Raw genomic sequence first — 13579 nt, 5'->3', positions numbered from 1 at the left:
TTGCTGTTAAAACACCAAAAGGACATTTATGACCACGCCACTAATTCAATCACTTGAGCAGCACTTTGGTTTTAGCCAATTTAGAACAGGCCAACAACAAACTATTGAGCAGCTTTTAAATGGTCAGTCGTCGTTGGCTATATTTCCTACGGGCTCGGGTAAATCGTTGTGCTACCAGCTAACTGCGTTGCATTTACCAAATTTAACCTTAGTTGTATCGCCTTTACTTGCATTGATGAAAGATCAAATTAGCTTTTTAAATAGCAAAGGCATTTATGCTGCCAGCCTTGATTCGAGCCAAGATCAAATGCAAAGCAGCACCGTAATGAACGATGTTCGAAACGGTAAAATTAAAGTATTAATGGTGTCGGTTGAGCGTTTTAAAAACGAGCGTTTTAGAGAGTTTATAAGCCAAGTTGCGCTTTCGATGTTAGTGGTAGACGAAGCACACTGTATATCTGAATGGGGCCATAACTTTAGACCCGACTACCTTAAATTGCCGCGTTACCGCGAAGAGCTTAATATTCCTTTAGTGTTGTTACTTACGGCAACGGCCACTAAAAAAGTAAAACGCGATATGGCAGAGCGCTTTGCTATTGCGCCTGAGTGCATTGTGCAAACGGGCTTTTACCGCGCTAATTTAGATTTAAGCGTGCTGAGTGTTAAAACCGCCGATAAAAACACAGAGCTTGCCAACATTGTACGTGCGCAAAGTGGCCCTGGTATTGTGTATGTAACGCTGCAGCAAAGTGCCGAGCAAGTAGCAAACACGCTCAGTGCGCAAGGTATTCATGCTGTTGCTTACCACGCAGGGCTTGAAGATACGCTACGCTGGCAAATTCAAGATGACTTTATGGGCGGTAAAATTAACGTAGTGGTGGCAACCATTGCCTTTGGTATGGGCGTTGATAAATCGGATATTCGTTTTGTTATACATTACGATTTACCTAAATCGATAGAAAATTACAGCCAAGAAATTGGCCGAGCAGGGCGCGATGGCAATCCATCAAACTGTTACACGCTTGCTAATTTAGATGGCCTAAACACAGTCGAAAACTTTGTATATGGCGACACCCCAGAGCTGAGCGGTATTGAATACGTAATTAACGATATTCGCCAAAGCCACCAGCAATGGGAAATGCAAGAATATAGCCTTTCAAGCGAAAGTAATATTAGGCAACTGGCACTTAAAACCTTACTTGTACAGCTTGAAATGCAAGGCGCTATAACGCCGCAATATGCCTACTACGCTGATTTTAAATACAAATTTTTGGTTGATAAAAACGAGCTACTTGGTCATTTTGATGAGCAACGCCAAGCATTTTTAACACAAATATTTAGCCATACCGATTTTAAAAAAATATGGGGCACGCTAAATTTTGACTCCCTTACGCAAGCCGCGCAGGTTGATCGCAAACGCGTAGTGGCTGCTCTTGATTACCTAGCCGAAAAAAACCTAATAACGCTCGAAACCAAACGTATTACCCAAGTATACAAAGTGCATAGCGAGGTTATAAATAACCCAGAACTTGCCCAGCAACTTCACGACTACTTTACCGACAAAGAACAAGCCGAAATTAAACGTATTGCTGCACTTGTGCGCTTTTTTGAGCTACAAAGTTGCTTAAGCTATAACTTAGCGCGCTATTTTGACGATCAAAATGCACCTGAGCAATGTGGGCATTGTAGTGTGTGTAGAGGGCATGCGGTTAAGCTTGAGTACTCTATAGAGCCTGCATATATTGACGATCAGCTTATTTATCAAAAAGTTGATGAGTTTTTAGCGCATATGGCGGGCAAGGGTAATAATAATGTGGGGATTGAAACCCAATGCCGCTTTTTAGCGGGGATGAGTGTGCCGTTATTTGCGCGTAATAAAGTACGCCAGCTGAGTGGTTTTGCACTGTGTGAGCAAATGCGTTACAGCGATATTAAAGCAAAACTACTAGCGCGTTAAATTAGTTACTGTATCCTAGTGGCTTATTCAAAAAAGTAAGCCACTATGCCTCATATTGTTATCCCCGTTGAAAATATTTCTACTACCCCAGAGCCCGTTACGTGTGCTAACTGCCAAGCCTGTTGTTGCCAATTAGAAGTGCGCATAGTAACCGACACTGGCGTGCCTTTTAACTATATAGAATACGATAAATGGGGCAGTGAAGTAATGAAACGCGCTGACGACGGTTGGTGCCAAGCACTCGACCGCAATACGCTTATGTGCTCTATTTACGAAAACCGCCCATTAGTATGTCGCGAGTTTGAAATGGCCTCGGGTGAGTGTATTACCGAGCGCGATTTAGCGGGTATATAGTCCGCTATTATTAATGTACATAAACAACAAAGGGGCTTAAAAGCCCCTTTGTTTATTGCTTACTATAAAAATTAAACTTTAAAGTAGCTAATATACTTTTTAAGCGTGTTTGAAAGGTCAGCTAATGCAACGGCTTCTTGTGCGTTACTGTTAAGCGACATGCTGGTTTCTTTGGACATACTGGCAATTTCTTCTACGCCAGTACTAATTTGCGCCACGGTGGCTACTTGGTTTGATGTTGATTCAACAATTTCAAGCACGTTACTTAATGAGTCATTAGCTTGTTGCTGTATTTGATGCAGTAGCTCGTTTGCTTCGTGAGTAAGCGTTAAGCCATTTTCTACTTGTGGTACTGTGGTTTCCATAGCTGTTACCGACGCTTGCGTGTTTTCTTGTACTTGCAAAATCATCTTTTCAATATCGCCTGTTGCATCACCAGTACGCTGGGCAAGTTGTCTTACCTCGTCAGCAACAACAGCAAACCCTCGGCCTGTTTCGCCTGCTCTTGCAGCTTCTATTGCTGCATTTAGTGCAAGCAAGTTTGTTTGATCAGAAATACTGCGGATCACACTTAAAATATCGCCAATGTGTTTTACATGTTCTTGCAGCACGTTTACTTGGGTAACTGTGGCTTTTACGGTTACTGAGATTTGCTCAATTTCGGCGGCAACTTTTTGCACTGCAATACTACCTTGCTGTGACAACTGCGCGGTTATTTTTGAGTTATCTTCTGTTTGCCTAACTGAATCGGCTACAGCATGAATACTACGGCTCATTTCTTCTAGGCTGCTTACTGCCGAGTTTGTATAAGTTACTTGTGCGTCAGCGGCACTAAGTGCTTGCTGCGAGCCAGATGCTACGCTTGCAGAGTGCGTAGAAAGCTCTTCAGATGAGTTAATAATGCTATCTACAATGGTTTTTAATTTAGATTGCATCACCCCTACAGAAGCCATCATGCTATTTGGGCAACACGACTGTACATCGCCTCTTAAGTCGCCTTGTGCAATAAGGGCAATTACTTCGGCGGCTTCTTGTGGTTCGCCACCTACTGAATTTCTGATCAGTTGGCTAATAACATACGCAACGCTTATGCCTATTAAAAAGGCAAGTGCGGTGAGCGAAATCATCCAAATTTTAAACGAGCTGGCAATATCGAGAGTATCAATAGTGGTGGTTTGATTTGCTTGCTCTTGCAGGTTTATAAATTGGTTTATAACATTTAGCCACTGGGTAAACGCAGGGCGCGCATCGGTTAATAAAATGCGCTCAGCTTCGTTTAGGTTTCCTGCATTTTTAGCGTTTATTACACCTTGAATGAAAGGTTGAGTGCGCTGCTCTATTTGATTTATTTTATTAATTAGAGCGCGTTCTTCACTATTCATATTACCCATTAGCTCGGCCATAGACCGGCTTGATGTTTGGTAAAATGCGTTTAGCTCTTTTATGCTCTTTAACACGGAGCTTAAACTGCTTTGATCGGTAATTAGCACTACATCGCGCACGGCTATTGCTCTGTCGTGTACGCTGCCTCTAAAGTTAATTGCGTAACGTTGCTTTACCGAATTTACGTCGGTCATGTGGGTAATGTTATTATTAATGAGGCTAACGCGCGAAATACCAATAATGGTTAAAATAAGCATCATTGATAAAATTACGCCAAAGCCGGTCGTTAAACGCATGTTTATGGTCATGGTTGATCCCAAGTGTGAGTCAATACGCGCAAGAGCAGCTTGTATTATTAGTGATTATTCTAAAACAATAGCAGCATTATGCCTTATTAATTAAAGTTTTATTAGCAATAAGGGGTTGTTTGTTAATTTAGTTTACAAGCGTAACTTTAATGAGGAGTGTTTTTCAGGCATTAAAAAAGGGGCTAAATGCCCCTTAATGTTATATAAAAATATTATATAAAAGTTTAGTCGTACTTTGCTTCTAGCTCATTAGCTGTATGAAACTTCTCATGGCTTTGTAATTGCTCGTCGTATTTAACGAGGTTTTTAAAGTGCGCTAATTGACCTGAGTTTTTAACTATTTCAACAATAAACGACATCATAAAATCAGCGCCCGTTAGGGTATCGCCCACTAAATAACGTTTACCTTCAAGGCGGTCGTTAAAGTAGCTAATTACTTTAGCTGTTTCAGCGTCAGCATAGCCTTCTAAAAACTGCGTTTTAGCGCCGTCTTTTAGTACAAACATTTTAAGTAAAAGCGGTAAAATTGCTGAGCTTTCTGCAAAGTGCAGCCATTGCTGGTAGTCAACATATTCAGCGGTATCTACTTTTGGTGCAAATTTACCGTTACCATATTTAGTAATAAGGTAGTCGGTAATCGCGCCTGATTCGGCAATAATTAGGCCGCCGTCTTCAATCACTGGCGACTTACCAAGTTGATGAATATGCTTTAATTCGTCAGGGGCTAGGAAGGTGTCTTTATTACGCTGATAAGCCACAATTTCGTAATCAACATTTAGCTCTTCTAAAAGCCAAATTACGCGTTTAGAACGTGATTTATTTAAATGGTGTAGTTTGATCATGTCAGTCCTTTTGTGGCTTGTAAGGACTTGGCCTTACAAACCGTTTAAAATTAAAGTGGGTTATTAATTTTAACCACAGTTTTACCAAAGTTTTTACCGCATATCATGTCGTTGAACGCGCCTACTGTATTTTCGATGCCTTCTACCATGTGCTCACGGTATTGAATTTTTCCGTCTTGTAGCCATTTTTGCATGTCTTGTGCAAACTCGTCGTAACGGTCGCCGTAATCATCAAAAATGATAAAGCCTTGCATTTTAATACGCTTAGTAAGCAATTGACCCATTAGCATACCTAAACGGTCTGGGCCTTCTGGCAAGCTAGTAGCGTTATATTGCGATACTAAACCACACAATGGTACGCGCGCTGCGGTATTTAGTAATGGTAGTACGGCGTCGAATACTTTACCGCCCACATTTTCGTAGTAAACATCAATGCCTTTATCACAGGCTTTTTCTAACTGCTCTGCAAAGTCATCAGCTTTGTGATCAATACAGGCATCAAACCCTAGTTTTTCAACTGCGTGTGCACATTTTTCGCTACCACCAGCAACACCCACTACTTTACAGCCTTTAATTTTAGCTATTTGACCAACCGTTGCACCTACTGGGCCTGTTGCTGCTGCAACAACTACGGTTTCGCCTTCTTTAGGCTGGCCAATATCAAGTAAACCCATGTAAGCAGTAAAGCCAGGCATACCCATAATACCTAATGCGTATGAAGGGTTTGCAGGCTCTTTACCTAACTGCATTAAGCCTTCGCCATTGGTAATGGCGTAATCTTGCCAACCTGTGTAGGCAAGTACCCACTCGCCTTCGTTAAACTTATCGCTTTTAGACTCTTCTACTTGGCACACGGTTGCGCCAACCATTACATCGCCAATATTAACAGGGTCAGCGTACGACTTAGCATCGCTCATACGACCACGCATATACGGGTCTAGCGATAGGTAAATAGTGCGTAGTAAAACTTCGCCGTCTTTTAATGCAGGAAGCTCTACCGTTTTTAATTTAAAGTTTTCATCTGTTGGAGCGCCATTAGGGCGTGATTCAAGAGTAAGTTGGCGACTAGTCGTAGACATATAAGATCTCCTATTAATATAAATAAACTACTTACCGAATGTTTACGCTTTAAAAATCGTGATCAGCTAAACAATAATGCGCGGCTAAGCAGTATGAATATGTACAATGCGTACCTTAATAAAGGAGTTTTGGGCGGGTGGTTGATAATTCAACCTTTGCAGAGTATTTATTCTAAATGGTTTATTTTAGCTTGCTAAAAATATGGCTATTGTAAAACACCCCGTTTTTATAAATGGCCTGTTTTAGGATGGCTTCTTGCTCAAAACCACTTTTAGTAAGTGCTTTCATTGAGCCTATATTACCAGTAAACACAGCGCCAAAAATTCTATTTAGGTTAGATTGCGCAAACGCTTCTTCGCAAATAAGTGTGATGGCGCGAGTAATAATACCTTGTCCCCAGTAGGTTTTATTTAGCCAATAGCCAATTTCGCCACTGCGGCTGTATTCAAACTCTCCTGGGGTTATGCCAATACAGCCTGCAAATTGCTCATTTACTACAATGGCCTTAACCGCTGCATCAATTACGTCATTTTTAGAACCTTGGTTTATCCACCAATCAGCATCGGCTTGCGTATACGGAAACGGAATTTTTGACGATAAATACCGTGTTACCTGTTCATCGTTTAAGGTTTTAATAATGTGTGGCGCATCGTGCGGTTGAAAATCTCTGAGCGTGATCATAGCGATAGTTAATTATTAGTTGAATACACACTAACTTAGCAATCATTTAAACCTTGTACAATCATTAAGATTAAACGGTTTACGGCTATTACTTTGTTTTAAAGTACTCTAATATAAGCAAAATATTACACCTGTTTAGATGCCATTATGCACCCACATATAGCCGCCCTTTATAATAGTGCCCAAAAGCCAAGCCGTTTAATTATTGGTTTAATGAGCGGTACCTCGTTAGATGGGCTCGATGTTGCACTGTGCAAAGTAACGGGCGCAGGCTTAAATACACACATTGAGGTTTTAAACTTTACCACCGTTGACTACAACGACGACTACAAAACCAAAATAAAGCAGGTATTTGCTAAGCGCGAATGCGATTTAGAGATTGTTACTTTATTGCACCCTTGGGTAGGTAAGCTGCACGGTAATATGGTTAATCAGTGCTTAGCTAAGTGGAATATAAACCCAGCAAGTATTGATGTAATAGCCAGCCACGGGCAAACCATTTACCACTGCCCGCAGTCGCAGCATAACCATAAAGATTTTAATAACGGCACTTTACAAATTGGAGATAGCGACCAAATAGCCGTTACTACCGGTATTACTACCATTGGTGATTTTAGGCAAAAACACATAGCCGCAGGAGGTGAGGGTGCACCACTGGCGGTGTATGGCGATTATTTATATTTTTCGAGCGCTGTTGAAAGTCGGGTTTTGCTAAACATGGGCGGCATAGCTAACTTAACATTTTTACCTAAAAATGGCGATGCAAACGGTGTGTTTAGCTCCGACATTGGCCCCGGTAATACCATTATGGACGCCTACGTACAGCAACATTTTACAGGGCTACATTATGACGATGGCGCAAAAATAGCAAAAGCAGGCAAGGTAAATACGCCATTATTGAGTGCATTGTGTGACAACGCATTTTTTAAACTCCCAATGCCTAAAACTACAGGGCCAGAGGTATTTAACTTAGCGTATTTAAAGGCCGCACAGCAGCAAACTAACACTCACCATTTAAACCATGAAGATGTTATGGCTACCTTAAATACCTTTACAGCCACAGTAATAGCAAATGCATTAAATGAGTGTGCGGAGCGCGCACAAAATTGTGTGGTGTATGCAAGTGGTGGCGGTATTCATAACCCGTTACTAATGGCGCAACTTAAAGCGCTTTGCCCACGTATTAAGGCTTTTAAAAACACCGACGATTTAGGTATTAACCCCGACGCTAAAGAGGCCGTGTTATTTGCTATTTTAGCAAACGAATGCCTAGCAGGAGAGCAACAACACCTAAGTAATACTGCACAAGGTATTGCGGGAGTTACTATGGGTAAAGTAAGTTTTGCTGATTAATAACTTATCAGTGTTACAGGAGTGCAATCAGCACTAAAACAGTGATAAAAACGTAGATCCCATACTCGCAAAGTAGCTACGAACGCCCTGAGGCTTAGCATGTTCAGTTGTTATGTGTTCAGGAATATAGCCTTGCTCAAATGCTTTAATGTACACATCGAGTTGTTGGCTTTCTTTTAAGGTCGTGTTTTTTCCGTGCAGCATCATTTGCACTACAAAACATTGGCTTTGTGTAATGTTACTTAAAGTAAGGTTTACAGTACCAGATTCAAGGTCGTCATTGCTTAGCATTTTTTCAGTAAAATACTGCGCCCCACGCGCACTGGGCTGCGTAGCACTTAGTGAAATAACATCGCTCTCATTTGCGCCATCAGGCAACACACACTGCAGCGTAATGTTATGCGCAGCATTGGCTTTTAGCGATAGCTTTTCATATTCCATAGCGTGGCTCATCGCCGCAGACATAGAATCATCAAATGATTGCTGTGCAAATGTTAGTTGCACTAAGGGTGTACTCATCTTACTTAGTCTTCTTGAGTTTATTCATTTATCGGATAGAGATTATCGCGGATCAAGGTTACAGAATTATTACTGTTACAGTATAAAAAACACACGTTAAGTCGGTTTGATCAAAAATGATCTTTGCGTTTCTAAAGTTGGATTTTTTGGGAGTGAGTCTAAAATAAAGAGTCATATGCGATATGGTAGTTATGAGCGATAAGCGGTCATTCTGCATCGACTGTCATTAACTAAGTAATACTATGGGGGAACTTTCCTCTGATAAATATGTTAGGTTTCCTTTTTAGTTCCGAGTGTTTACAAATAAGAGTGTGATAATGTTAGAACCAAAATTAATTCAATTAATCGACGATAAAGTACGTGATTTGCGTACTATTAATTTTTTATTGATCAAAGGAATGTCATGAGTAGTATTTATTCTCCGGGCCAAATCATAGCTGCCACTTTTATAGGTGGGCCTTTGGCCGCCGCTTATTTTTTAAAGAAGTCATTTGAATCAATTAATAAAAATGATTTAGCAAAAAAAACGTTTTATGGATACTTAATACTTAGCGCAATTATCATCGTAATTTCACCTTTTCTACCAGATGAAACGCCTAATATGTTAATTCCTATCGCTTACTTAATCCCTGTGGTTATGATACTTAAAGAACACTACCTTACTAAAACACAAATATCAGACTCAGAAGAATATGAGTTTGAATCAAACTGGAAAGTATTTGGAATATCTTTAGCGGCGATTGTATTTTACATGGGGATATTTGTTGGAGTTACATGGGTCACAATGCCAGAAGAGGATGTTGCTCAATATTTTGTGGAAGATGTTAATGCTACAAACTTTGAGCTTAACCCTTACTATTACTCAAGCCTTGAAGCAAAAAAAGGTCTTAATGATTCAGATGTAATTTTAACTATTACTTTGACTAGCACAGCCGTTGATGAGCTTAAAGGTGCTGACAAAGGTGAATTTAGAAGAATGGCAATGGACTTTATAGCAGATAATTACTTGCTTTATCTCGCTGAAAACAATGTGCGTGTAACTGTTGATTTTCAAAATTTAGCACATGAAACTGTTAAAAAAATCACATTATGACTTTATGATTTAGATATTAACAATCGTTGTTGTGGTTAATTAAATTTGACCACGGTTTTAAGCGTTACATATCTAATTTTGTTCACCATTTTTATGGCACATTAAATATAACGACCCATTTTTAATAAGCTGTAATCTTAAAAACTGCAATTTAATACATCAGCTTTAAGTAAGGACTACTAAATAATATGTTGACTGTACATACTCATATACAAAAAAATATTGATTCAATTCGTAACCCTAATTTTGGTGCTACTCAAAAAGGCGTGCCTAATAAAAAACATAAAACGACAGTAAAAAATATTCAAGCGCAATGGAAAAAATTAATCCAAGAGCAGCAAGGCACTATTAAAAGGCAATATGATCGAGGGCTTATTAATGGGCTAGAGTGTCGTAGTTTAATGGAGGCTGATTTTAGCGTTGAAGATGAAATATACAGCGCAATGATAAATTGGCTTACAACTATAGATTTATCAAACTCGGTTGAGGTTGAGTACCTTGCTACGTTTATTGAAATTGTGTGTAGCTCAGACTATTCGCCAAATGGATTAGTAATATTAAAATATCATCAAACACTATTAGCTAAAATAGAAGAGCTCATTGAGCATCAACGAGTTCATCAGCAAAATACAAAAATTAACGTGGTTGTTTCGGGTTTAATAACACTCTATTTTTATCATTCGGTGAACAGTTATGCTTCTGGCTTTGTTGATCAGTATGAGCTCGATAAAGTGGATATTGCTTTATTACTTCCTGCTTTTTATCGAGTATTTCCAAATCAACATAGCAACTTGATAATGAGTATTTTTGAAGAGTATCACCCAGATGTTATAAACGAGTTTACTCATTTATTGCAGTTGAGCATTGTTAGGCACGCTAAAAATAGCAGCTACGGCTGGATGCACTCAGAACTATTAAGTATGTTTGCAAAGCCTGCAGATGTGCTTTATAAAAATGCACCACTGATCTTTAAAAATTTGATTAATAGTTTTGATTTTTCTGATATTGAGATAGATTATTTAATTGAGAATTTAATGCTAAGCCCGCTTGGAATTGAGGATAAAAAAACACAACAAGCGCGTATTCAAGAACACTTAAAAAAGCTTGAAATTAAAGGTGCAAAACAAAGTATAATTAACGATTATCAACAAAAATTAGATAATATAGATGCAGTCAGCCAAGATAAATACAACAAAAATATTAAAACGGCTCTGCGTAGAATTACCGTTTCAGCCCCGACTCGAAAAAGCGTGGATATATTACTTAAAGCCACCACTGATGAAGCTAAAGTAACACACTTAAAATCGTTACTTTTAGAAGCTGATGTTTTAAAAAACACACCTAAATTGTTTAATATTAATAATAAACCCACCGTTTTATTTCGTGATTTTAATTTTAAGTTACTTGTTATTGAAGAGCTGATGTATCGACAAGAGATCCTCTTACCAAAGTTTGATTTAGACTTATTTGCCAAAGAGTATGTAAAACGCGAAATTGATCGAGAAGAAGATGGATATGAGTGTATTCCTGAGGTTAAAAAGTACTTTAAAAACGTAGAAATACCGATGACTTTACTCGATAAAGTAACGCAGCTTTATCAAGACAGTGGTTTAAATGGTGGAGCTGTATTTTTAGAGCATATGCACCCATTTTGGGATCCCGGTATGGGAGATGAAGTACCCAAAGTAACGAACAAAGCAATTGATGATTTAGCTTTATTACCTAATCTTACTAAAATAATTGGTTTAGAAAATAGCGAGCCGAGTAAAAAATTATTAAATGCCTTAGCTGAGCGAAATATTGTGTTGGAAGAAGAGGGATAATTTAGGTTACTCCTTCAAACTTTTAGATTAAAAGCAGACTATTATTATTTGAATTCAAGTATTAATTTTTTCTGCTTTTAACTTAATTATCTGTAGCTAAAGCTTTTAGCCAAATGACCGATACATTACTTAATAGGTTTAGCGATTAAGGATAATCATGGTTAATAATATATTAGGCAGTCAGGCTAATCTAAGCACTGTGCTTGCCCAATCAGTTAATAACGCCAACCAAACACCTGCGACACCTTCACTGCACAGCAGTGGCGACCTTCAAGCTATTAATGATTTACAAACTAACGTGCCTAAAATAACCGACGAGTTATTAAGCCAGCTAAATGATGAAACGATTTACGAAACAATTTACGAAACAATAAGTAGCAATCAAAAAGTAGGGGATATTTTACAACAGCAACTTACCTCACTATTTACTATTTCAAGCACACCAAGCACGCTTAACTATAAACTCTCCGATGAAGAACTCGCCCTGCGCACCGTAATAAGCTCTCAGCATGAGGGGTTATTAAAAAACGAAAACAGTACCCAATTAATTGAGCGGTTAAATACGTCGGTTAAAAATATTCAGGGGGCTTATGCGAATACTAGCGATATTTTGTCGAGTTTAGGGCAGCTTGGATATGAGCAAAAAACCTTTTTAGCCTCAAGTCAGCAACGTGTTGAGCGCACGCTTAATCCTTACATGGAAAGTGCTAACAGTAGCAAGTACGAGGATGACGATAATTATTTATTTGAGCTCTCGGTAAAAACCAAAGAGGGTGATGTAATAAATATCACTTTTAATTCGTCACAAGGCTTTGATGAAAAAACGGGCGAAGCCGTTGATGGCTTTGGCATAAGTTACGAAGTAAATGGCGATTTATCTGAGGCTGAACATGCGGCTTTAACGCAGGTTATGGCGGGTGTTGGCGAAATGGCCGATGAGTTTTTTAAAGTGAGTGAAAACTCATTTAATCCTATTATAGTGCCAAACCAAACAGACATGAGTTTAGACTTTTTAGCAGGCTTTAATAGTGAGCAGCTAGCGGGTTTTAATGTGTCGTTTTCAACAACGCAAAATGATGCGCTTGATACAGGCGAAAACACGCTTGATTTAAGTTACTCCATTGATGAAGCATCGAATCAGCAAGCGCTTGTGTTTAAGGCTGATAGTGGGCAAAACGAAATCGATTTTGCACTCGATATGTCGACCATTGGCGCTAAAGACACACAGCAAATGCAGCAGTATTTAGCGTCGCTCGATCAAAGCTTAGAAGATAGCCGAGTAAACAGTACCGAGGATAGTGAAGGCTCGGCATTTGGTCGTAATGGGGATGAGACAATGCAACAAGGCTTTGTATTGTTTAAAGGCGCTTTTGCAAGTATGTCGTCGGCGGCAGAGCGTTATAGCAATATAGAGTCACTTGCAGATAAGCAATTTAATGACGGGCGCGCTATGGTTGCTGATTTGGTTGATAACATGGTCACAAACGATCCCCGTTACCAAGGGTTAGGTGATAAAGCGCCAAATACATTGGGAGCAGGGATTTCTAAGCTCGCTGATTTTGATGCTACGTTTTCTTACGCACTGGATAGCGGTGACTATCAGCCTAAAAGTACAATTGAGCTAAGCCAAGCTACTGAGCAAACCCAATTAGGCGAGCTTAGCGGTTTAACACAAAGTAAAAACGTAAGTAGCCACTTTGATTATCAATACAGTCGCCCTGATTACTACGACAAAGAAGAGAGTTATAACGTAGGTACCGCAGTTAAAAATAAAGAACTTGTGGGGCTTGACCAGTCTCACAAAGTTGATGTTGATACAAAAATGTATGCGTTTAACCCGCAAACAAATCAATACGAGCTGCAAATGGCGATGCAAGAGCAAACCATTAGTAAAAGTGACATTCGCTTAATTGACGATATTTGGCTTGAAGCAAACGAAAACAGCTACAGCATGAATAAAAAAGAGCGTGTTGAGAGCGACGAAAAGCAAGACGACTTTAAAACAACCAGCAGTCATTCTCATAATAAGTTAGTTACCTTAATTGATGATTTAGACAAGCTGGCTGAAAATAAAGACGTAAGACGCGAGTATTTAACTAACTTATCGCAAGTTAACTTTTTTATGGATAAAAAGTAACGCCTGAGAGTTATTCACTCCACGCTCAATATTGGGTATAGTCGTTTAA

General features: G+C 39.2%; 11 protein-coding genes. 6 read left to right on the top strand and 5 right to left on the bottom strand.

The window, feature by feature from the left end; translation table 11 throughout:
* Positions 1-28: 28 nt before the first annotated feature.
* Positions 29-1957, top strand: coding sequence for a RecQ family ATP-dependent DNA helicase (locus I6F48_RS16090; protein WP_197119822.1), 1929 nt, complete (start codon positions 29-31; stop codon positions 1955-1957).
* A gap of 45 nt (positions 1958-2002) precedes the next feature.
* Positions 2003-2311 (top strand): YkgJ family cysteine cluster protein, encoded by a 309-nt coding sequence (locus tag I6F48_RS16085; protein ID WP_010554993.1) that lies wholly within the window; start codon positions 2003-2005, stop codon positions 2309-2311.
* Positions 2312-2382: 71 nt separating this feature from the next.
* Here the strand turns inward: I6F48_RS16085 and I6F48_RS16080 are convergent, their stop codons facing one another.
* From I6F48_RS16080 to I6F48_RS16065, 4 genes are all read right to left on the bottom strand, one after another.
* Positions 2383-4002 carry a methyl-accepting chemotaxis protein gene (locus I6F48_RS16080; protein ID WP_197119821.1) on the bottom strand — a complete coding sequence of 540 codons (1620 nt, stop codon included), beginning with the start codon at positions 4000-4002 and terminating at the stop codon, positions 2383-2385.
* A gap of 224 nt (positions 4003-4226) precedes the next feature.
* Entirely contained in the window at positions 4227-4844 is a 618-nt protein-coding gene (locus tag I6F48_RS16075) for a glutathione S-transferase family protein (RefSeq protein ID WP_010554991.1), read from the bottom strand.
* 50 nt (positions 4845-4894) lie between these two features.
* Complete coding sequence (locus I6F48_RS16070) at positions 4895-5923, bottom strand: NADP-dependent oxidoreductase (protein ID WP_165741712.1); 1029 nt, start codon at positions 5921-5923, stop codon at positions 4895-4897.
* Between the two features lie 181 nt (positions 5924-6104).
* Complete coding sequence (locus tag I6F48_RS16065; RefSeq protein ID WP_197119820.1) at positions 6105-6605, bottom strand: GNAT family N-acetyltransferase; 501 nt, start codon at positions 6603-6605, stop codon at positions 6105-6107.
* Positions 6606-6752: 147 nt separating this feature from the next.
* On the opposite strand from I6F48_RS16065, the gene I6F48_RS16060 reads away from it, so the two are divergent.
* On the top strand, positions 6753-7958 hold the full coding sequence (locus I6F48_RS16060; protein WP_197119819.1) for an anhydro-N-acetylmuramic acid kinase: 1206 nt from the start codon (positions 6753-6755) through the stop codon (positions 7956-7958).
* 33 nt (positions 7959-7991) lie between these two features.
* Here the strand turns inward: I6F48_RS16060 and I6F48_RS16055 are convergent, their stop codons facing one another.
* On the bottom strand, positions 7992-8477 hold the full coding sequence (locus tag I6F48_RS16055; RefSeq protein WP_165728771.1) for a hypothetical protein: 486 nt from the start codon (positions 8475-8477) through the stop codon (positions 7992-7994).
* A gap of 403 nt (positions 8478-8880) precedes the next feature.
* Here I6F48_RS16055 and I6F48_RS16050 point away from each other — a divergent pair, with 403 nt between their 5' ends.
* The 3 genes from I6F48_RS16050 (at position 8881) to I6F48_RS16040 (ending at position 13530) form a co-directional block, all read left to right on the top strand.
* A complete protein-coding gene (locus I6F48_RS16050; protein ID WP_197119818.1) occupies positions 8881-9570 on the top strand; it encodes a hypothetical protein in 690 nt (229 codons plus the stop codon).
* 188 nt (positions 9571-9758) lie between these two features.
* The gene (locus I6F48_RS16045) at positions 9759-11393 is read left to right on the top strand and encodes a DUF6892 domain-containing protein (RefSeq protein ID WP_197119817.1); all 1635 of its coding nucleotides are present in this window, start codon (positions 9759-9761) and stop codon (positions 11391-11393) included.
* 157 nt (positions 11394-11550) lie between these two features.
* Positions 11551-13530: a hypothetical protein gene (locus tag I6F48_RS16040; RefSeq protein WP_197119816.1), complete on the top strand. Its 1980-nt coding sequence runs from the start codon at positions 11551-11553 to the stop codon at positions 13528-13530.
* The last annotated feature ends 49 nt before the right edge of the window (positions 13531-13579 follow it).

It is taken from the genome of Pseudoalteromonas sp. SWYJ118, from assembly GCF_015864505.1.
Taxonomy (GTDB): Bacteria; Pseudomonadota; Gammaproteobacteria; order Enterobacterales; family Alteromonadaceae; genus Pseudoalteromonas; species Pseudoalteromonas arctica.
Note: the sequence above shows the minus strand (reverse complement) of the source record. Positions and strands in the feature narration are given on the sequence as shown.